Origin of the sequence: Pseudomonas sp. LFM046, assembly GCF_000949385.2 — a bacterium.
GTDB lineage: Bacteria > Pseudomonadota > Gammaproteobacteria > Pseudomonadales > Pseudomonadaceae > Metapseudomonas.
The window spans coordinates 5,839,946-5,858,589 of sequence record NZ_JYKO02000001.1 but is presented as its reverse complement, the minus strand read 5'-3'; the positions used below and the strand labels follow the sequence as shown (position 1 = coordinate 5,858,589).

Here is an 18,644-nt window from a genome sequence, read left to right as displayed (position 1 = left end):
GCAGCGCAGCTGCCCCATGAACCCCCAGGGGCAGACCTTCGGCCTGCTTGGCGAATGAATTCGCCCCCACAACGTTTCCGGCTCACCCACACTTCGAATGGCCGCAGTTGAGGCAGGTCGCGCAGCCATCCATCTGCACCACCGCCTGGGTGTTGCACTTGCCACAGAGCTGCGCGCCAGGGGGAAAGCCTTCGCCGGGTTCGGCGGTGGAGGTGCCCAGGCTGGCTTCGTAGGCGGCGCGTTTCTCGGCGAGGTAGAGCTTGTGCTCCTCGTCCAGCTTCTGGCCTTCCATCAAGCCGATGGCCACCAGGTGACGCTCCAGCACGGCGCCGATCTCGGCCACCAGTGACGGCATGTAGATGCCGCCGCGCTTGAGGTAACCGCCGCGCGGGTCGAACACCGCCTTCAGTTCCTCCACCAGGAAGGTGCAGTCGCCCCCCTTGCGGAACACCGCCGACATGATGCGGGTGAGCGCGACGATCCACTGGAAGTGCTCCATGCCCTTGGAGTTGATGAAGATCTCGAAGGGCCGCCGCTGCTCGAAGGCAGTGCCGGCGTTGAGCACGATGTCGTTGATGGTCACGTAGAGCGCGTGCTCGAACAGCGGCGACTTGATCTTGTAGGTGGCCCCCACCAAGGTCTCCGGTCGCTGCAGAGTCTCGTCCATCTGCACCACGGCAGCGGCTTCCTCGGCGGCCTTGAGAGCCTTTTCCTGCTCCAGGTCCACCAGGCTGAAGCCCTTGATCTTCTTCTCGATCTTGATGGTCATGACGGCCTCCGAGCGTTCAGTACTTGCCGTAGTAGCCTTCCTTCAGGGCTTCGAAGAGGTTGGCGGCGGTGTGCACCTCGCCGTCGTACTCCACCTCCTCGTTGCCACGCAGTTCCACCAGGGTGCCGTCCTCCAGTTCGAACCGGTAGACGGTCTTCTCCAGGTCCGAATCCTTCACCAGCACGCCCTGGAACGCCGCCGGGTTGAAGCGGAACGTGGTGCAGCCCTTGAGCCCCTGGTGCCAGGCCCGCAGGTAGATGTCCTTGAAGTCCTCGAAGGGGAAATTCGTCGGCACATTGGCGGTCTTGGAAATGGAGGAGTCGATCCACCGCTGCGCCGCCGCCTGCATATCCACGTGCTCGGCCGGGCTGATGTCGTCGGCACTGACGAAATAGTCCGGCAGGCGCTGGGCCGGGTGCTCCGCGTCGGGCCGCGCCCGGTTGTTGACCAGGGCGCGATAGGCCAGCAGCTCGTAGCTGCACACCTCGATCTTCTCCTTGGTCTTGCGGCCGGGACGGATGAGGTTGCGTGAGTACCGGTGGGCGTAGCTCGGCTCGATGCCGTTGGAGGCGTTGTTGGCCAGGCTCAGGCTGATGGTCCCCGTGGGCGCGATGGAGCTGTGGTGGGTGAAGCGCGCACCCACCTCGGCCAGTTCGGCCACCAGTTCCGGCGCGTGTTCGGCGATGCGCTGCATGTAGCGAGAGTAACGGGCGTGGAGAATCCGGCCGGGCACCCGGTCACCGACCCTGAAGCCGTCATCCACCATCTCCGGACGCTTGCGCAGCATGGCGGCGGTCACCTCGTAATCACGGGTCAGGATGGGCGCGGGCCCTTTTTCACGGGCCAGTTCCAGCGCCACCTGCCAACCGGCCAGCGCCATCTCCCGCGCCACCTCCTCGGTGAACACGCAGGCCTCGGTGCTGCCATAGCGCAGCCTCAGCATCGCCAGGGCCGATCCCAGGCCAAGGAAGCCCATGCCGTGGCGGCGCTTGCCGAGAATCTCGTCGCGCTGCGGCTCCAGGGGCAGGCCGTTGATCTCCACCACGTTGTCCAGCATCCGGGTGAACACCCGCACCACCGAGCGGAAACGCTCCCAGTCGAAATGGGCGTCCTCGCCGAAAGGCTCTTCGACGAAGGCGGTGAGGTTGATCGAACCCAGCAGGCAGGAGCCATAGGGCGGGAGGGGTTGTTCGCCGCAGGGGTTGGTCGCGCGGATCGCCTCGCACCACCAGTTGTTGTTCAGTTCGTTGACCCGGTCGATGAGGATGAAGCCCGGCTCGGCGAAGTCGTAGGTGGAGGCCATGATCATGTCCCACAGGTGTCGGGCCTGGACGCGGCCATAGACCTTGCAGGCCACCAGCCCGTCCTCGCGAGTAATGTAGCCGTCGTGCAGCGGCCAGTCGCGCCAGATCACCTGGGTCGCGTCGCCGAAATCGAGTTCCTCGCATTCCTTGGGGTGCACCGGGTAGAGCAACGGCCACTCGGTGTCGTTCTCCACCGCATGCATGAAGGCATCGCTGACCAGCAGGCTCAGGTTGAACTGGCGCAGGCGGCCGTCCTCGCGCTTGGCCCGGATGAACTCGCGCACGTCCGGGTGGCAGACGTCGAAGGTGCCCATCTGCGCGCCACGGCGACCGCCGGCGGAGCTCACGGTGAAGCACATCTTGTCGTAGATATCCATGAAGGACAGCGGCCCGCTGGTCTGCGCGCCGGCCCCGGAGACATAGGCGCCACGCGGGCGCAGGGTGCTGAATTCGTAGCCGATGCCGCAGCCGGCCTTGAGGGTAAGCCCCGCCTCATGGACCTTGGCGAGGATGTCGTCCATGGAGTCGCGGATGGTGCCGGAGACGGTGCAGTTGATGGTGGACGTGGCCGGTTTGATGTCCTGGGCACCGGCGTTGGAGATGATCCGCCCAGCGGGGATGGCGCCATTGCGCAGCGCCCAGAGGAAGCGTTCGTACCAGTGCTCACGGGTCGGCGCGTCGGCCTCCACCTCGGACAGGGCGCGGGCAACGCGCTGCCAGGTGGCGTCCGGGGTGAGGTCGATCGGGGTGCCGTCCTTGTGCTTGAGACGGTACTTGCTGTCCCAGATGTCCTCGGACGCCGCCTGCAAGGCGATGCCGTGGTTGCCCTGGACCTGCTTGGGAGTTCCTGTCCTGGCCATCCGCTGCCCTCCTGCGATGAAGAGTCCAGACTAGTCTGACCACGAATGCCGGCCGCCGATCCTCATCAATGCGGCCCGCGGCCCCTCTCTCACCTTAGCAGGCGGGGTGCTGCCCCTCGCTGGCATGGCGCAGAACGGTAGGGTGCGCCATGCGCACCAGTCGGAGCCCAGGCGTGTACCGCCCGGTAACCTTGACGCCGGCCTTGGTGCGCACAGCGCACCCTACGGTCGAGATCAAAGCGCTTCCAGGCACCCCGCCAGGCCGTCGCCCAGATTCTGCAGCAGGGTCTCGTAGCCATTGGCGGCCACGGGCGCGTTCGTGCCCAGGGCGTCCAGCTCGGCGAGGCGTACCGAGAGGCCGCTGGTAAGGGTGTCGGCCAGGCGCGGGCGCACCGGCGGTTCACTGAACACGCAACTGGGGCCAGCCTTCTGCAAGCGCTCACGCATGGCGGCGACATGCCGGGCACCGGGCTGCACCTCGGCGGCGACGCTGAACACGCCGGCATGGCGCAGGCCGTAGGCCGACTCGAAATAGTCGAAGGCCTCGTGGAAGACGAAGAAGGGCTTGCCCGCGACCTTGGCCATGCGCGGCTTGAGGCCGGCATCGAGTTGGTCGAGACGCGCATCGAAGGCCTTCAGGTTGGCCTGGTAGCGAGCGGCGTTGGCCGGATCGGCGGCAGCCAGGTCGGCGGCCATGCGCGCGGCGATCACCCGGGCGTTGGCCGGCAGCAGCCAGAGGTGGGCGTCCAGGGAGCCAGGGCGATGGTCATGATCGTGCTCGTGTTCGTCCTGCTCGCCTTCGTGCTCGTCGTGCAACGCCTCGAAGTGGCGCAGCGTCAGGCCGGGTTCGCCCTGCAGGGCCACGCTGGGCTTGTCGCGGCCTTGCAGCACACGGGGCAGGAAACCTTCCAGGTCGGGGCCGATCCAGTAGAACAAGTCCGCCTCACGAACCCGGCGCACATCGGACGGGCGCAGGGCGTACTGGTGCGGAGAGGCGCCGGGGGGCAGCAGCACGTCGGGCTGGCCGGCGCCGTCCTGCACGGCGGCGGCAATCAACTGCAGCGGCTTGATGCTGGTGAGCAGGCGGACGTCGGCCTGGGCCGACAGGGCGCAGGCACTGAGGAACAGGGAGACGAATAGTCGGAGCACGGCAAAGACTCGGCGGGAAAAGAGTTATAGAATAACGTCTCTTTATCCAGACGTCGCCGCCATGCTCAAGCCGATCAGCGCGAAAGCCCCCCTGGCCTGTCGCCCCCACGACCATTCCCATTGCGTCTCCAACGCCCTCGCCGAGGCGGATGCCATCTGCAGCCGCGAGGGCCTGCGCCTGACCGCCCTGCGCAAACGCGTGCTGGAGCTGGTCTGGCAGAGCCACAAGCCGCTGGGTGCCTACGACATCCTCGGCGTGCTGACCGAGGAAGATGGCCGCCGGGCCGCGCCGCCCACGGTCTACCGCGCCCTGGATTTCCTCCTGGAGAACGGCCTGGTGCACCGCATCGCGTCCCTCAACGCCTTCGTCGGCTGCAACCATCCTGGCGAAGCGCACCAGGGCCAATTCCTCATCTGCCGCAATTGCCAGACCGCCATCGAACTGGAGCAGCAGAGCATCAGCCAGGCCATCGTAGACAGCGCCAAGGCCGTGGGCTTCGTCGTCGAGGGCCAGACCGTGGAGATCGTCGGTCTCTGCGCCAGTTGCCAGGTGACCCCATGAGCGATGTCCTGATCCGCCTCGAGAAGGTTGGCGTCGACTTCGCCGGCCAACCTGTACTGCAGGACGTGCACCTGGCCGTGAAAGCCGGGGAAATCGTCACCCTGATCGGCCCCAACGGCGCCGGCAAGACCACCCTGGTGCGGACCGTGCTCGGCCTGCTCAAGCCGGACAAGGGCGACGTCTGGCGCAAACCGCGCCTGCACATCGGCTACATGCCGCAGAAGCTCCAGGTCGACGCCACATTGCCGCTGACCGTGCTGCGCTTCCTGCGCCTGGTGCCCGGCGTTGACCGCAAGGCCGCCCTTTCCGCACTGGACGAGGTGGGCGCCGCCCACGTGATCGACAGCCCGCTGCAGAACATCTCCGGCGGCGAATTGCAGCGCGTGCTGCTGGCCCGCGCACTGCTGCGCGAGCCCGAGCTGCTGGTGCTGGACGAACCGGTGCAAGGCGTCGACGTCGCCGGCCAGGCCGAGCTCTACCGCCTGATCACCCGCCTGCGCGACCGCCACGGCTGCGGCGTGCTGATGGTGTCCCACGACCTGCACCTGGTGATGAGCGCCACCGACCAGGTGGTCTGCCTCAACCGCCATGTCTGCTGCTCCGGCCACCCCGAGCAGGTCAGCGGCGACCCGGCCTTCGTCGAGTTGTTCGGCCAGGACGCCAAGAGCCTCGCCGTCTACCACCACCACCACGACCATGCCCACGACCTGCACGGCGAAGTGGTGAAGACGCCCTTCCCCAGCGGCACCCGTTTCACTCCCGTCCACAAGCACGGCCCCGACTGCAACCATGGCTGATTTTCTGCTCAACGCTCTGCTCGCCGGCCTCGCCCTGGCCCTGGTGGCCGGCCCCCTCGGATCCTTCGTGGTCTGGCGGCGCATGGCCTATTTCGGCGACACCCTGTCCCACGCCGCCCTGCTCGGCGTGGCCCTCGGCCTGATGCTGGACGTCAGCCCGACCCTGGCGGTGACCGTCGGCTGCGTGCTGCTGGCCGTGCTGCTGGTGACCCTGCAACAGCGCCAGCCCCTGGCCTCGGACACGCTGCTGGGCATCCTCGCCCACAGCACGCTGTCCCTGGGCCTGGTGGCCCTGAGCTTCATGAGTGAAGTGCGTATCGACCTGATGGGCTACCTGTTCGGCGACCTGCTGGCCGTGAGCTGCACCGACCTGGCCTGGATCCTCGGCGGCAGTGCCCTGGTGCTGCTGGTGCTGATCCCCATGTGGCGGCCGTTGCTGGCGATCACCGTCCACGAGGAACTGGCGCGGGTCGAAGGCCTGCCGGTGGCCGCCATCCGCCTCGCCCTGATGCTGCTGATCGCCGTGGTGATTGCCGTCGCCATGAAGATCGTCGGCGTGCTGCTGATCACGTCCTTGCTGATCATTCCGGCAGCCGCCGCCCAGCGTCACGCCCGCAGCCCGGAGCAGATGGCCCTGGGCGCCAGCCTGCTGGGCCTGGTGGCGGTGTGCGCCGGCCTGGCGCTGTCCTGGTTCAAGGACACCCCGGCCGGCCCGTCCATCGTGGTTTCCGCCGCCAGCCTGTTCCTCTGCAGCTTCGCCCTGCCGCGACGCGCCTGACCCACGCCAGCGACGCAGCGAGCCTGATCGCCAGCAGGCTCGCTCCCAGGGCGTCTGGATAGCCTCCGGAACTGCCATTCTCCTGTCCGATTTGCCCTTGTTTTTTGTCCTGATTGGCACGGCAGTGTAGAATCGCGCGCTTTTTGCTCAATCAGGGACCCGCCGGAATGAAGCTTTTCGCCACTCGTTGCCTGCCTGTTGTCGCCTTTTCCCTGCTGCTGGCTGCCTGCCAGACCGCCCAGCAGACCGCCGAAGTGCCAACCGACGGACTGGTCACCAGCTTCCGACATCTCGATCAGGACATTGCCGAGGGCAAGCTCACCGAGGCCGAAGGCCGCCTCAAGGTTCTGGAAAGCACTGCCGCCGGCGATACCCGCCTGGAGCAGTATCAGCGCCAGCTGGCCGATGCCTGGCTGACCCGTGGCCAGAACGCCCTGCAACAAGGCGACCTGGACAACGCCGCCAAGTCCCTGAGCCACGCCCGCAGCCTGATGCCCCAGGCCCCGGCCCTGACCACCGGGCTGGACGGTGCCATCGGCAAGGCCCGGGAGGCCGCCGAAGCCAAGGCCGAAGAAGGCCGCCGCGCCGCCGAAGCCGCTGCCGCCAAGGAAAACGCCGCGCGCCTGGAACACGCCCGCCAGCTCCGCGAAGCAGCCGAGCGCCAGGCTGCCGCCATCCAGGCCCAGACCGCCCTGCCCAACGCGCCCCAGGGTGAGAAGCCCCAGCCGGCCAAGCCGCTGCGTGCCCTGACGCCGCTGGTGGAGATGCCCATGCTGGATCGCGACGACAACGAGAACCTGCGTCGCCTGCTGGACGGCGTGGCGGCCGACATCGTCGCCCACGACTGCGCCGTGCAAATCCAGGTGCGCGAAGCCAAGGACTATCCCTGGGTCGCCGCCCTGCTCTCGGCCCGCGTGAAAAAGCTCGACCCCGGCTTCAAGGCGCAGTACAGCCAGGCCCTGAACCCCGACCAGGTGCCGCGCCTGGTACTTAGCCCGCGCCACTGAACGCGCGGGCTGGACGGCGTCTAGACTAGTCGGAGTCCGTCTGTCGCTTATTCCCTGATGCTATAGCCATAGGTCCATAAAGATTTTCTGTGCCTATGTGCCAGCAGGTAAACTTGCCGGTTTTTAGCCGTTCCGGCTAACGACGAACCCACAAGGTTTCCGCAGTGATCGAATTCCATAACGTCCACAAGGCGTACCGCGTCGAAGGCCGCGAAATCCCGGCCCTGCAGCCAACCGACCTCGCCATCCAGCGCGGCGAAGTGTTCGGCCTGATCGGCCATTCGGGCGCCGGCAAGAGCACCCTGCTGCGCCTGATCAACCGCCTCGAAGAACCCACCGGCGGTCGCATCGTCATCGAAGGCGAAGACATCACCGCCCTCGACAGCGAGGGCCTGCGCCGCTTCCGTCAGCGCGTCGGGATGATCTTCCAGCACTTCAACCTGCTGTCCTCCAAGACCGTGGCCGACAACGTCGCCCTGCCGCTGAAGCTGGCCGGCGAACTGTCCCGCACCGAGATCGATCGCCGCGTGGCCGAACTGCTGGCCCGCGTCGGCCTCAGCGACCACGCCCGCAAGTACCCGGCGCAGCTGTCCGGCGGCCAGAAGCAGCGCGTCGGCATTGCCCGCGCCCTGGCCACCCAGCCGAAGATCCTGCTCTGCGACGAAGCCACCAGCGCCCTCGACCCGCAGACCACTGCCTCGGTGCTGCAATTGCTGGCCGAGATCAACCGCGAACTCAACCTCACCATCGTCCTGATCACCCACGAGATGGACGTGATCCGTCGCGTCTGCGACCGCGTGGCCGTGATGGATGGCGGCGTGATCGTTGAGCAAGGCCCGGTAGCCGACGTGTTCCTGCACCCGCAACACGCCACCACCCAGCGCTTCGTGCTGGAGGACGAGCAGGTGGACGAAGGCGAGCAGCACGATGACTTCGCCCACGTCAGTGGCCGCATCCTGCGCCTGACCTTCCGTGGCGAAGCCACCTACGCCCCGCTGCTGGGCACCGTGGCTCGCCAGACCGGCGTGGACTACAGCATCCTGGCCGGCCGTATCGACCGGATCAAGGACACCCCCTACGGCCAGTTGACCCTGGCCCTGACCGGCGGCGACATCGACGCCGCGCTTGGCTGCTTCCGCGAGGCGGACGTGCACCTGGAGATCCTGCGCTGATGGACGCCCTGCTCGCCAATATCGACTGGTACGAAATCTGGCTCGCCACCCTCGACACCTTCCTGATGCTGGGTGGCTCGCTGCTGTTCACCGTGCTGCTGGGCCTGCCGCTCGGCGTGCTGCTGTTCCTCACCGGCCCGCGCCAGCTGTTCGAACAGAAGGCCGTTTACGCCCTGCTGTCGCTGGTGGTGAACGTACTGCGCTCGCTGCCCTTCATCATCCTGCTGATCGTGATGATCCCCTTCACCGTGTTCGTCACCGGCACCTCCCTGGGTGTCGCCGGGGCCATCCCGCCGCTGGTGGTGGGCGCTACGCCGTTCTTCGCGCGCCTGGTGGAAACCGCCCTGCGCGAGGTGGACCGGGGCATCCTCGAAGCCACCCAGGCCATGGGCGCGACCACCCGCCAGATCATCTGGAACGCCCTGCTGCCGGAAGCCCGACCGGGCATCTTCGCCGCCATCACCGTCACCGCCATCACCCTGGTGTCCTACACCGCCATGGCGGGCGTGGTGGGCGCGGGCGGTCTCGGCGACCTGGCCATCCGCTTCGGCTACCAGCGCTTCCAGACCGACGTGATGGTGGTCACCGTCGTCCTGCTGCTGGTGCTCGTACAGATCCTGCAAACCGTCGGCGACAAGCTGGTGGTGCACTTCTCCCGTAAATGACCTGCCGCCGGCGCCTGCCCGCGCCGGCCCGATGACTTCCCACAAGGAGCCGCTCATGAAAAAACTGCTGGTGGCCTTCGCCGCCCTCTCCGCCCTCTCCGCCCAGGCCGACACCCTGAAAGTGGCCGCCACGCCGGTGCCCCACGCGGAGATCCTCGAATTCATCAAGCCACAGCTGGCGAAGGAAGGCGTGGACCTGCAGGTGAAAGTCTTCACCGACTACGTGCAGCCCAACGTGCAGGTCGCCGAAGGCCGCCTGGACGCCAACTTCTTCCAGCACCAGCCGTATCTCGACGAGTTCAACAAGGCTCGCAAGACCAAGGTGAAGCTGGAATCCGTGACCGGCGTGCACGTGGAGCCCTTCGGCGCCTACTCCAGCAAGGTGAAGTCCTTGGCCGAGCTGCCCGAAGGCGCCCAGGTGGTCATCCCCAACGACGCCACCAACGGCGGCCGCGCCCTGCTGCTGCTGGACAAGGCCGGCGTGATCAAGCTGAAAGACAACACCAGCATCACCGCCACCCCGAAGGACATCGTCGAGAACCCGAAGGGCATCAAGATCCGCGAACTGGAAGCCGCCACCCTGCCGCGCGTGCTGAACCAGGTGGACCTGGCGCTGATCAACACCAACTACGCCCTGGAAGCCAAGCTGAACCCCACCAAGGACGCCCTGGTGATCGAAGGTTCCGACTCGCCCTACGTGAACATCCTGGTAGCCCGCGAGGACAACAAGAACAACGCCGACATGCAGAAACTGGCCAAGGCCCTGCACAGCCCCGAGGTGAAGAAGTTCATCGAGGAGAAGTACAAGGGCGCCGTGGTGCCGGCGTTCTGATCGCATCCGGTTGAATGAAAAAGCCCGCTCAGTGAGCGGGCTTTTTTGTGGGCGTCTGGTTAGCGCGCCTGGCTTGATCGTAGGGTGCGCCGTGCGCACCAGGAGCCCCGTGCCAGGATTTCGGTGCGCGCAGCGCACCCTGCGCAGTACGCCCGATTCGCGTCAGCTCTTCGGCGCCACCAGCCCCGGCAGCTGCTCCTTGAGCTTCTGGTTGTTCAGCGGCGAGCGGATGAAGCCGCGCTGGGTGCCATCCGGGCCGAGGACCACCAGGTTGCCGCTGTGGTCCACGGTGTAGTTTTCCTTGCTGGTGTCGGCCGGGATGAAGGGGATGCTCACCGCGTTGGCCAGCTTCTGCAGGGTGGGCAGGTCGCTGGTGACGCCGACGAAGCTCGGGTCGAAGTAGTTCAGGTACTGCTTGATCTGCTGCGGGGTGTCGCGGTTCGGGTCGATGCTGACGAAGACGAAGCGCAGGTTGTCCTGCGCCTGCTGCGGCAACAGGCCCTTCAGTTCACGCATCTGCGCCAGGGTGGTGGGGCAGACGTCCGGGCAGAAGGTGTAGCCGAAGAATACCAGGCTCCACTTGTCCTTGAGCTGGTCCACCAGGACCTTCTCGCCGTTCTGGTCGACCATGGCCAGCTCCGGCAAGGTGCGGCTCTGGGGCAGCAGGACGATGCCGGCATCCAGCAGCTTGGTGGGGTCGGCCTGGCCCTCGCTGGTCAGCACCCGGTGCACGGTAAGGCCGAGCACCAGGGCGACGATGGCAACGAGGACGAAGACGGTTTTCTGGATTCTGGTCATAGGTTCAGCAACAGGTAGTGGTCCACCAGCAGGGCGATGAACAGCAGGAAAAGGTAGGCGATAGAGTACTTGAAGGTCTTGATCGCCGCGTGCGGTCTGCTGTCACGGTACAGCACCCAGGCCCACTGCAGGAAGCGCGCACCGAGGACCGCGGCGCAGGCCAGGTACAGCACACCGCTCATGTGGATCGCGTAGGGCAGCAGGCTCACGGCGAACATCACCAGGGTGTAGAGCAGGATGTGCACCTTGGTGTAGTGCTCGCCATGGGTCACCGGCAGCATGGGGATGTCGGCCTTGGCGTATTCGGCCTTGCGATGGATGGCCAGCGCCCAGAAATGCGGAGGGGTCCAGGCGAAGATGATCAGCACCAGCAGCAGCGGCTCGGCGGACAGATGGCCGGTGACGGCGACCCAGCCCAGCAGCGGCGGCGCGGCGCCGGCGAGGCCGCCGATGACGATGTTCTGCGGTGTGGCGCGCTTGAGAAAGCCGGTGTAGAGCACCGCATAACCCACCAGCGAGGCCAGGGTCAGCCAGGCAGTCAGCTCATTGGTGAAGGCCAGCAGCAGAGCCTGCCCGGCCACCGCCAGGACGAAGGCGAAGCTGAGGGCGGCCACCGGCGATACCCGGCCATTCACCACCGGGCGCTTGAGGGTCCGCGCCATGATCGAGTCGATGCGCCGGTCCACCACGTGGTTGACCGCCGCCGCCGCGCCGGCACAGAGGCCGATGCCGAGGTTGCCGAACAGCAACACCTCCCACGGCACCCCGGCGCGGGTGGCGAGGAACATGCCGACCAGCGAGGTGATCAGCATCAGCACCACCACCTTGGGCTTGGTCAGTTCCAGGTAATCGCGCCAGCTGGCGCGGACCTCACTGTGTCCTTGGCTGAGCAGAGTGGCCATGGCGTGTTCTCCTTATTTGCTGTGCGAGGTGAGCACCGTAGACGCGAGCTCTGCTCGCGAATCCCCGGTTTCCCCTCTTTCGCGAGCAGAGCTCGCTCCTACATGAAGGGCCGGGCTGCGCACCCGGTAATTCACTGAAACCAGCACCAGCAGCAACAGGGCGCCGCCACCGTTGTGGGCCACCGCCACCGGCAGCGGCAGGTGGAAGATCACGTTGCTGATACCCAGGCCCACCTGCAGGCACAGGGCCGCCAGCAGCAACCCGGCCAGTCCCTTGAGGCCAGCGCCCCGCAGCTGCCAGGCCAGCGCCAGCAGCACCAGGGTGACGACCAGGGCGCCGAGGCGGTGGGTCAGGTGGATGGCGGTGCGGGCGTCGCTGTCCAGTTGCCCGCCCAAATAGTTGGGGCCGATGTGCTGGGTCAGGTGGAAGCCGTTGGCGAAGTCCATCGCCGGCCACCACTGGCCATGACAGGTGGGCAGGTCGACACAGGCGACCGCCGCGTAGTTGGAGCTGACCCAGCCACCCAGGGCGATCTGCCCGATCACCAGCGCCAGCCCCAGTGCCGCCCAGCGCCGCAGCCGCGCGGGCAGCGCCAGGGGCGGGAAGGCGTTGGACAGCCGCAGGCTGAGCAAGAGCAGCAAGGACAATGTGGTGAAGCCGCCCAGCAAATGGGCGGTGACCACCTGGGGCCAGAGTTGCAGGGTGACCGTCCACATGCCGAAGGCGGCTTGGGCGATCACCACGCCCAGCAGCACCAGCGGCAGCTTGAGCGGCTGGCCATCCCGGCCGCGCTGGCGCAGCGCATGGACGGCGAGGCCAAGGATCAGCAGCCCGAGGGTGCCGGCGAAGTAGCGGTGGACCATCTCGTTCCAGCCCTTCTGCGCTTCCACCGGTGCATGGGGGAAGTTGGCCTCGGCGTGGGCCAGCTGAGCCTCCGTCTCGGGCACGCTGATGAAGCCGTAGCAGCCGGGCCAGTCGGGGCAGCCGAGGCCGGCGTGGGTCAGGCGGGTGTAGGCGCCCAGCAACACCACCACCAGCGCCAGCAGGGTGGCGAACAGGGCAAGGCGGAATCCGGGCCGGTTCTTGTAGGTATCCACAGCAGCCGCTCCTCACCTTTCCGGAGAAAGGGGTCGATCAACCGATATTGGAAAGCTTCAGCAGGTGGCGCAGGTCGTTGAGGATCTGCTTGCCCTTCGTGGTGCCGTCGTAGCGCAGAACGAGATTGCCGTGGGGGTCGACGATCCACAGCTGGGCACCGCCGAGGTTCTCGGTGGCCTTACCGTAGGTGACCGCATCCAGGCCGTAGCGTTTCAATTGCGGGTATTCCTGTTTGAGCGTGTCGGCGTAGTCGGCCCGCACCTCGGTGACGGCCAGGGCGTGAGTGGCGCGGGACGCGTCGCGGCCGAGGCCGATGTGGATCTGCCGCGCGACGTACACCAGCGCCTGACAGTCGGCCTCACAGCCGGCCGGCGCGGTGACCAGCAGTTGCCAGGTGTCCTGCGGTGCGGCGTCCTGCACGCCGAGGTCGGCGAGGGTCTGTCCATTGCCGATGAGGGCGCCGTGGAAGCTGCGCCCTTCCGGCACCCAGAAGCTGAACTTGTACATGGCCGTGGCGAGCATCATCGGGCCGATCACCACCATCAGGATCAGCAGCAGCTGGATGCGGCCACGACGGCGCGGCGGCGCGGCCTCAGGCATGGCGAGTGCTGGGTTCATGGTTGTTCTCCCGTCCTTTGCGCAGTCCGTAATAGATGAAGAGGCCGAGCAGGGCCGCCGCCAGGGCGAACCACTGCACGGCGTAACCGATGTGCTTTTCCGGCCCCATGGCCACCACCGGCCAGTCGGTGCGGTAGCCTGCCGGGCCTTCTTCCAGGCGCAGCTCCAGGGGCAGGCCATCGCGCCCCAGGTGCTGCCAGAACGCGGCGGCATCCACCTGGTTGACCAGCTGCGGCCAGCCCGAGGTTTCCAGGTGCTTGAGTTCGAATGCGGCGCCCGGTGGCACGTAGACCCAGGCGACCAGATCCAGCTCGCCGGCTGGGGTGTCGAAGGCCGGCGGGATGCGGCGGTCCGGCCAGGGCAGCCAGCCACGGTTGATCAGGACCCATTGGCCGCCAGCATCCTGAAAGGGTTGCAGCAGCTCGACGCCGGCCTTGCCGTCGCGGATGCGGCTGTCCAGCAGCAGGCTGTGGTCGGCATCGAAATGGCCGTGCAGGCGCACGCGCAGCCAGGCGGGATCGGGATGGGAGGCCAGGGAGTCGAGGCCGATGGGACCAGCGATGCGCAGTGCCTCGGCCGCAGCCAGCAGCTGGCGTTTTTCCTCGGCGCGGGACAGCTGCCAGAACCCCAGGCCCAGCAGCACGGGCAGCAGCGCCAGCACCACCAGCGTGGGCGCGAGTCCCGGCCGGAAAACGCTCATGGGCGCCTTCCGTGAGGCTGAACAGGGCTGGCTATACTGCACAACATCCCCCTTCCCCCGGAGTCACGCATGCTGAAAGCTGCGATCGTCCTCATGCTGCTCGCCACCGTGGTGAGCCTGTTCAGCGGTCTTTTCTTCCTGGTCAAGGACGAAGGCCGCAGCTCCCGCGTGGTCAATGCGTTAACGGTTCGTGTAATCCTGGCCGCCGGGACCCTGGCACTCATCGCCTGGGGTTTCTACAGCGGCCAGTTCGTTTCTCATGTCACCTGGTAAGCCAGAGACCCCCGCCTCCAGCCACCGCCTTCACAGCACGTAGACGAAGGTGAACAGGCCGATCCACACCACATCCACGAAGTGCCAATACCAGGCCGCCGCCTCGAAGCCGAAGTGGTGGTCGGGGTCGAAGTGGCCGCGCAGGATGCGCACCAGCATCACCGTCAGGATCAGCGCGCCCAGGGTCACGTGGGCACCGTGGAAGCCGGTGAGCATGAAGAAAGTGGCGCCGTAGATGCCCGAGCCCAGGGTCAGCCCCAGCTCCCTGTAGGCGTGGATGTACTCCTCGGCCTGGAAGCTCAGGAAGGTCGCGCCCAGCAGGATGGTCAGCGCCAGCCAGGCCTTGAGCGGACCGCGCTTGTTCTTGCGCAGAGCATGGTGGGCGAAGGTCACGGTGAAACTGGAGCTCACCAGCAGGATGGTGTTGATCAGCGGCAGGTGCCACGGATCGATCACCGCCTTGGGTGGCGGGAACAGCTTGGAATCCGGGTTGTTCAGCAGCGGCCAGGCGTATTCGAAGTTCGGCCAGAGCATGTTGGCGATGCCCTTGGCACCATCGCCGCCCAGCCAGGGGCCGGCGAAGTGGCGCACATAGAAGAGGGCGCCGAAGAAGGCGGCGAAGAACATCACCTCGGAGAAGATGAACCAGCTCATCCCCCAGCGGAAGGAACGGTCCATCTGCCCGCTGTACAGGCCGCCCCGGCTCTCGCGGATCACGTTGCCGAACCAGCCGAACAGCATGTAGGCCAGGATCAAGCCGCCGACGAAGAAGATGATCGGCCCGTTGGATTCGGGACGAGCCGCCTTGAGGTCGTTGAACCAGGTGCCCACGCCGTAGACCGTGGTGAGCATGCCGATCGTGGCGATGATCGGCCACTTGCTCTGGGCGGGTACGTAATAGTGCTCGTGACTTGCCATTGTTGTTGTTCTCCTTATCGGCCCGTCAGCCGCCATTCCTGGCGACGGGTGGCTGGCGGGCAGTGATATCGAACAGCGTGTAAGCGAGGGTCAGGTGATGCACATCGGCCGGCAGGTCGCGGTCGACGATGAAGCGCACCGGCATCTCGATGCGCTGGCCGGGCTGCAGGACCTGCTGGGTGAAACAGAAGCATTCGGTCTTGTGGAAAAACGCCGCAGCCTTGGACGGCGCCACGCTCGGGATGGCCTGGGCCGTCATCGGCTTGTCGGTGGGGTTGAAGGCGATGAACAGCATCTCGTTGCTCGCCCCCGGGTGCACCACCAGGTCGTCCGCCTTGGGGCGGAATTCCCAGCTCATCCCCGCCGCGTTGGTGGCGAGGAACTGCACCCGCACCTGGCGCTGCTGGTCTTCGGTCTGGGTGCCTTCGTAGGCCGATCCAGTGGTCTTGCCATTGATGCCGAACGCCTGGCACATCACGTCGTACATCGGCACCAGGGCGAAACCGAAGCCGAACATCGCCACCACCAGCACCAGCAGGCGCGGGATCAGGCGGCGAGTGCTCATTTCCCCGTTCATCTCACTTCACTTCCGGCGGCGTGGTGAAGGTGTGGTAGGGCGCCGGCGATGGCACCGTCCACTCCAGGCCCTCGGCACCGTCCCAGGGTTTGGCCGGGGCTTTCTTGCCGCTACGAATGCACTTGATGACGATGAACAGGAAGAGGAACTGGGTGGCCCCGAAGGTGAACGCACCGATGGACGAGATCATATTGAAGTCGGCGAACTGCAGGTTGTAGTCCGGAATCCGCCGCGGCATGCCCGCCAGCCCCACGAAGTGCATGGGGAAGAACGCCATGTTCATGCCGATGAAGCTCATCCAGAAGTGCAGCTTGCCGAGGGTCTCGTCGTACATGTGGCCGGTCCACTTCGGCAGCCAGTAGTAGGCCGAGGCGAAGATGCCGAAGATGGCGCCGGGCACCAGCACGTAGTGGAAGTGCGCCACCACGAAGTAGGTGTCGTGGTACTGGAAGTCCGCCGGGGCGATGGCCAGCATCAGCCCGGAGAAACCGCCGATGGTGAACAGGATGACGAAGGCCACGGCGAACAGCATGGGCGTCTCGAAGGTCAGCGAGCCTTCCCACATGGTGGTCACCCAGTTGAACACCTTCACCCCGGTGGGCACGGCGATCAGCATGGTGGCGAACATGAAGAACAGCTCACCGGTCAGCGGGATGCCCACGGTGAACATGTGGTGCGCCCAGACGATGAAGGAGAGGAAGGCGATGGACGCGGTGGCGTAGACCATCGAGGTGTAGCCGAACAGCGGCTTGCGCGAGAAGGCCGGGATGATCGAGCTGACCGCACCGAAGGCGGGCAGGATCATGATGTACACCTCGGGGTGGCCGAAGAACCAGAACACGTGCTGGAACAGCACCGGATCACCACCACCGGCCGCGCTGAAGAAGCTGGTGCCGAAGTGGATGTCCATCAGCATCATGGTCACGCAACCGGCCAGCACCGGCATCACCGCGATCAGCAGGAAGGCGGTGATCAGCCAGGTCCAGACGAACAGCGGCATCTTCATCAGGGTCATGCCCGGGGCGCGCAGGTTGAGGATGGTGGCGATCACGTTGATCGCGCCCATGATCGAGCTGATGCCCATCAGGTGGATGGCGAAGATGAAGTAGGTGACGCTTTCCGGCGCGTAGGTCGTGGACAGCGGCGCGTAGAAGGTCCAGCCGAAGTTGGGTCCGCCGCCTGCGGTGAACAGCGTGCTGACCAGGAGGCCGAAGGCGGCCGGCAGCAGCCAGAAGCTGAAGTTGTTCATCCGCGGCAGGGCCATGTCCGGCGCGCCGATCATCAGCGGGATCATCCAGTTGGCCAGGCCGACGAAGGCCGGCATCACGGCACCGAACACCATGATCAGACCATGCATGGTGGTCATCTGGTTGAAGAACTCCGGCTGCACGATCTGCAGGCCGGGCTGGAACAGCTCGGCGCGGATCACCATCGCCATGGACCCGCCCAGCAGGAACATGGTGAAGCTGAACCACAGGTACATCGTGCCGATGTCCTTGTGGTTGGTCGTGAGCACCCAGCGCATCAGGCCCTTGGCGGGACCGTGATGGTGATCATGTCCGGCATGATCGTGATCGATCACTGCACTCATGTCCGTCTCCATATAGGCCGGTGTCTTCTTCATTGGCCTTCCCCCTGTTTCAGGGCCAGCACTTCCTTCGGAGTCACCATGTCGCCCATGTTGTTGCCCCAGGCGTTGCGCTCGTAGGTAATGACGGCGGCAATGTCGACTTCGGACAGCTGCTTGCCGAAGGCGGCCATGGCAGTGCCCTGCTTGCCGTGGAAGACGATGTTCAGGTGATCGGCCTTGGGACCGGTGGCGATCTTCGAGCCCTTGAGTGCCGGGAACATGGGTGGCAAGCCCTGGCCCTCAGGCTGGTGACAGGCTGCGCAGGTGGTGTGGTAGATCTTGTCGCCACGCGCCACCAACTCCTCACGCGTCCATTCCTTGTCGGTCAGCTCCTTGAGCTTGGCGGTCTCTTCCTTGCGAGCGGCCAGCCACTTGGCGAAGTCTTCCTTGGACTTGGCCTCGACCACGATCGGCATGAAGCCGTGATCCTTGCCGCACAACTCGGTGCACTGGCCACGGTAGATGCCGGGCTTCTCGATGCGGGTCCAGGATTCGTTGACGAAGCCGGGGATGGCGTCCTTCTTCACCGCCAGCGCCGGCACCCACCAGGAGTGGATCACGTCGGCGGCGGTAATCAGGAAGCGCACCTTGGTGCCCACCGGCACCACCAGCGGCTGGTCGACTTCCAGCAGGTAATGCTCGTCCTTGGGCGCCTTGTTGTGAATCTGCTCGCTGGGCGTGGCCAGGTTGCTGAAGAACTCCACGTCCTGGCCCAGGTACTTGTAGTGCCATTTCCACTGGTAACCGGTGACCTGTACATCCAGACCGGATTCGGAGGTGTCGTAGATGTCGATCAGGGTCTTGGTCGCCGGCACCGCCATCAGCACGAGGATGACGAAGGGCACGACGGTCCAGAGGATTTCCACCGTGGTGCTCTCGTGGAAATGCGCCGGCTGCTGGCCGGTGGAGCGACGGTGGATGATCATCGACCAGAACATGGCACCGAAGACCAGTACGCCGATGACGACGCAGATCCAGAAGATGGTCATGTGCAGATCGAATACGGTGCGGCTGACCTCGGTTGCCCCGGGCGCCATGTTGACTGTCCAGGCAGCCTCCGCCTGGCAGAAAACAAACCACAGCAGGAGTCCCATCCAGACTCGTGGATGTCGCATCATTGCGGGTTCCCCTTCTCGTTCTTGTTATCCCGCCGGCTGGGCCAACGGCTTGGGGACGGCTGTCCGGACTACCACACTCGGACCGCCGACCTCGGCACGCAGGTGCACAGTCGGGT

At 65.8% G+C, this 18,644-nt stretch carries 20 protein-coding genes; 8 read left to right on the top strand and 12 right to left on the bottom strand.

What is annotated here, in order from left to right; all coding sequences use genetic code 11:
- Positions 1-82 precede the first annotated feature (82 nt).
- The 3 genes from TQ98_RS26980 to TQ98_RS26970 form a co-directional block, all read right to left on the bottom strand.
- Positions 83-769 (bottom strand): NrdJb, encoded by a 687-nt coding sequence (locus TQ98_RS26980; RefSeq protein WP_044873403.1) that lies wholly within the window; start codon positions 767-769, stop codon positions 83-85.
- Positions 770-785: 16 nt separating this feature from the next.
- Positions 786-2,933 (bottom strand): adenosylcobalamin-dependent ribonucleoside-diphosphate reductase, encoded by a 2,148-nt coding sequence (locus TQ98_RS26975; RefSeq protein WP_044873402.1) that lies wholly within the window; start codon positions 2,931-2,933, stop codon positions 786-788.
- Positions 2,934-3,167: 234 nt separating this feature from the next.
- On the bottom strand, positions 3,168-4,082 hold the full coding sequence (locus TQ98_RS26970) for a zinc ABC transporter substrate-binding protein (protein ID WP_044873401.1): 915 nt from the start codon (positions 4,080-4,082) through the stop codon (positions 3,168-3,170).
- Positions 4,083-4,143: 61 nt separating this feature from the next.
- Between TQ98_RS26970 and TQ98_RS26965 the strand changes: the two genes are divergently transcribed.
- From TQ98_RS26965 to TQ98_RS26935, 7 genes are all read left to right on the top strand, one after another.
- Positions 4,144-4,644: a Fur family transcriptional regulator gene (locus TQ98_RS26965; protein WP_044873400.1), complete on the top strand. Its 501-nt coding sequence runs from the start codon at positions 4,144-4,146 to the stop codon at positions 4,642-4,644.
- A complete protein-coding gene (gene znuC / locus TQ98_RS26960; RefSeq protein WP_044873399.1) occupies positions 4,641-5,441 on the top strand; it encodes a zinc ABC transporter ATP-binding protein ZnuC in 801 nt (266 codons plus the stop codon). Before TQ98_RS26965 ends, znuC begins: the two co-directional genes overlap by 4 nt.
- Positions 5,434-6,219 (top strand): zinc ABC transporter permease subunit ZnuB, encoded by a 786-nt coding sequence (gene znuB / locus TQ98_RS26955; RefSeq protein WP_044873398.1) that lies wholly within the window; start codon positions 5,434-5,436, stop codon positions 6,217-6,219. The genes znuC and znuB overlap by 8 nt, the downstream gene beginning before the upstream one ends.
- Before the next feature lie 167 nt (positions 6,220-6,386).
- The gene (locus TQ98_RS26950) at positions 6,387-7,226 is read left to right on the top strand and encodes a PA5502 family lipoprotein (RefSeq protein ID WP_044873397.1); all 840 of its coding nucleotides are present in this window, start codon (positions 6,387-6,389) and stop codon (positions 7,224-7,226) included.
- Positions 7,227-7,390: 164 nt separating this feature from the next.
- Complete coding sequence (locus TQ98_RS26945) at positions 7,391-8,398, top strand: methionine ABC transporter ATP-binding protein (RefSeq protein WP_044873396.1); 1,008 nt, start codon at positions 7,391-7,393, stop codon at positions 8,396-8,398.
- Positions 8,398-9,063, top strand: coding sequence for a methionine ABC transporter permease (locus TQ98_RS26940; RefSeq protein WP_044873395.1), 666 nt, complete (start codon positions 8,398-8,400; stop codon positions 9,061-9,063). The genes TQ98_RS26945 and TQ98_RS26940 overlap by 1 nt, the downstream gene beginning before the upstream one ends.
- Before the next feature lie 55 nt (positions 9,064-9,118).
- Positions 9,119-9,895, top strand: a complete 777-nt coding sequence (locus tag TQ98_RS26935; RefSeq protein ID WP_044873394.1) for a MetQ/NlpA family ABC transporter substrate-binding protein — start codon at positions 9,119-9,121, stop codon at positions 9,893-9,895.
- A gap of 162 nt (positions 9,896-10,057) precedes the next feature.
- On the opposite strand, the gene TQ98_RS26930 is transcribed toward TQ98_RS26935, so the two are convergent.
- The 5 genes from TQ98_RS26930 to TQ98_RS26910 are packed head-to-tail and all read right to left on the bottom strand — an operon-like array spanning position 10,058 to position 14,012.
- Complete coding sequence (locus TQ98_RS26930) at positions 10,058-10,693, bottom strand: SCO family protein (RefSeq protein ID WP_044873393.1); 636 nt, start codon at positions 10,691-10,693, stop codon at positions 10,058-10,060.
- Entirely contained in the window at positions 10,690-11,595 is a 906-nt protein-coding gene (cyoE, locus tag TQ98_RS26925; protein WP_044873392.1) for a heme o synthase, read from the bottom strand. Before cyoE ends, TQ98_RS26930 begins: the two co-directional genes overlap by 4 nt.
- Before the next feature lie 12 nt (positions 11,596-11,607).
- Positions 11,608-12,693, bottom strand: coding sequence for a COX15/CtaA family protein (locus tag TQ98_RS26920; RefSeq protein ID WP_044873391.1), 1,086 nt, complete (start codon positions 12,691-12,693; stop codon positions 11,608-11,610).
- Positions 12,694-12,730: 37 nt separating this feature from the next.
- Positions 12,731-13,294 carry a hypothetical protein gene (locus tag TQ98_RS26915; RefSeq protein WP_044873472.1) on the bottom strand — a complete coding sequence of 188 codons (564 nt, stop codon included), beginning with the start codon at positions 13,292-13,294 and terminating at the stop codon, positions 12,731-12,733.
- Positions 13,287-14,012 (bottom strand): SURF1 family protein, encoded by a 726-nt coding sequence (locus TQ98_RS26910; RefSeq protein WP_044873390.1) that lies wholly within the window; start codon positions 14,010-14,012, stop codon positions 13,287-13,289. The genes TQ98_RS26915 and TQ98_RS26910 overlap by 8 nt, the downstream gene beginning before the upstream one ends.
- 69 nt (positions 14,013-14,081) lie before the next feature.
- On the opposite strand from TQ98_RS26910, the gene TQ98_RS26905 reads away from it, so the two are divergent.
- Positions 14,082-14,285, top strand: coding sequence for a twin transmembrane helix small protein (locus TQ98_RS26905; RefSeq protein ID WP_044873389.1), 204 nt, complete (start codon positions 14,082-14,084; stop codon positions 14,283-14,285).
- A gap of 30 nt (positions 14,286-14,315) precedes the next feature.
- On the opposite strand, the gene TQ98_RS26900 is transcribed toward TQ98_RS26905, so the two are convergent.
- The 4 genes from TQ98_RS26900 to coxB are packed head-to-tail and all read right to left on the bottom strand — an operon-like array spanning position 14,316 to position 18,528.
- Entirely contained in the window at positions 14,316-15,203 is an 888-nt protein-coding gene (locus TQ98_RS26900) for a cytochrome c oxidase subunit 3 (protein ID WP_044873388.1), read from the bottom strand.
- Positions 15,204-15,228: 25 nt separating this feature from the next.
- Positions 15,229-15,780 (bottom strand): cytochrome c oxidase assembly protein, encoded by a 552-nt coding sequence (locus TQ98_RS26895; RefSeq protein ID WP_044873387.1) that lies wholly within the window; start codon positions 15,778-15,780, stop codon positions 15,229-15,231.
- A gap of 1 nt (position 15,781) precedes the next feature.
- Positions 15,782-17,371, bottom strand: a complete 1,590-nt coding sequence (gene ctaD, locus TQ98_RS26890; protein WP_044873471.1) for a cytochrome c oxidase subunit I — start codon at positions 17,369-17,371, stop codon at positions 15,782-15,784.
- A 29-nt stretch (positions 17,372-17,400) separates the two neighbouring features.
- Complete coding sequence (gene coxB / locus TQ98_RS26885) at positions 17,401-18,528, bottom strand: cytochrome c oxidase subunit II (protein ID WP_177410199.1); 1,128 nt, start codon at positions 18,526-18,528, stop codon at positions 17,401-17,403.
- Positions 18,529-18,644 lie beyond the last annotated feature (116 nt).

What these genes read in the sequence shown, in the direction of transcription:
- TQ98_RS26910 (WP_044873390.1), bottom strand. Translation starts at nt 14,012, where the DNA reads ATGAGCGTTTTCCGGCCGGGACTCGCGCCCACGCTGGTGGTGCTGGCG.
- coxB (WP_177410199.1), bottom strand. Translation starts at nt 18,528, where the DNA reads ATGATGCGACATCCACGAGTCTGGATGGGACTCCTGCTGTGGTTTGTT.
- TQ98_RS26935 (WP_044873394.1), top strand. Translation starts at nt 9,119, where the DNA reads ATGAAAAAACTGCTGGTGGCCTTCGCCGCCCTCTCCGCCCTCTCCGCC.
- znuC (WP_044873399.1), top strand. Translation starts at nt 4,641, where the DNA reads ATGAGCGATGTCCTGATCCGCCTCGAGAAGGTTGGCGTCGACTTCGCC.
- TQ98_RS26940 (WP_044873395.1), top strand. Translation starts at nt 8,398, where the DNA reads ATGGACGCCCTGCTCGCCAATATCGACTGGTACGAAATCTGGCTCGCC.
- TQ98_RS26900 (WP_044873388.1), bottom strand. Translation starts at nt 15,203, where the DNA reads ATGGCAAGTCACGAGCACTATTACGTACCCGCCCAGAGCAAGTGGCCG.
- cyoE (WP_044873392.1), bottom strand. Translation starts at nt 11,595, where the DNA reads ATGGCCACTCTGCTCAGCCAAGGACACAGTGAGGTCCGCGCCAGCTGG.
- TQ98_RS26980 (WP_044873403.1), bottom strand. Translation starts at nt 769, where the DNA reads ATGACCATCAAGATCGAGAAGAAGATCAAGGGCTTCAGCCTGGTGGAC.
- TQ98_RS26905 (WP_044873389.1), top strand. Translation starts at nt 14,082, where the DNA reads ATGCTGAAAGCTGCGATCGTCCTCATGCTGCTCGCCACCGTGGTGAGC.
- TQ98_RS26930 (WP_044873393.1), bottom strand. Translation starts at nt 10,693, where the DNA reads ATGACCAGAATCCAGAAAACCGTCTTCGTCCTCGTTGCCATCGTCGCC.
- znuB (WP_044873398.1), top strand. Translation starts at nt 5,434, where the DNA reads ATGGCTGATTTTCTGCTCAACGCTCTGCTCGCCGGCCTCGCCCTGGCC.
- TQ98_RS26915 (WP_044873472.1), bottom strand. Translation starts at nt 13,294, where the DNA reads ATGCCTGAGGCCGCGCCGCCGCGCCGTCGTGGCCGCATCCAGCTGCTG.
- TQ98_RS26950 (WP_044873397.1), top strand. Translation starts at nt 6,387, where the DNA reads ATGAAGCTTTTCGCCACTCGTTGCCTGCCTGTTGTCGCCTTTTCCCTG.
- TQ98_RS26975 (WP_044873402.1), bottom strand. Translation starts at nt 2,933, where the DNA reads ATGGCCAGGACAGGAACTCCCAAGCAGGTCCAGGGCAACCACGGCATC.
- TQ98_RS26965 (WP_044873400.1), top strand. Translation starts at nt 4,144, where the DNA reads ATGCTCAAGCCGATCAGCGCGAAAGCCCCCCTGGCCTGTCGCCCCCAC.
- TQ98_RS26895 (WP_044873387.1), bottom strand. Translation starts at nt 15,780, where the DNA reads ATGAACGGGGAAATGAGCACTCGCCGCCTGATCCCGCGCCTGCTGGTG.
- ctaD (WP_044873471.1), bottom strand. Translation starts at nt 17,371, where the DNA reads ATGAGTGCAGTGATCGATCACGATCATGCCGGACATGATCACCATCAC.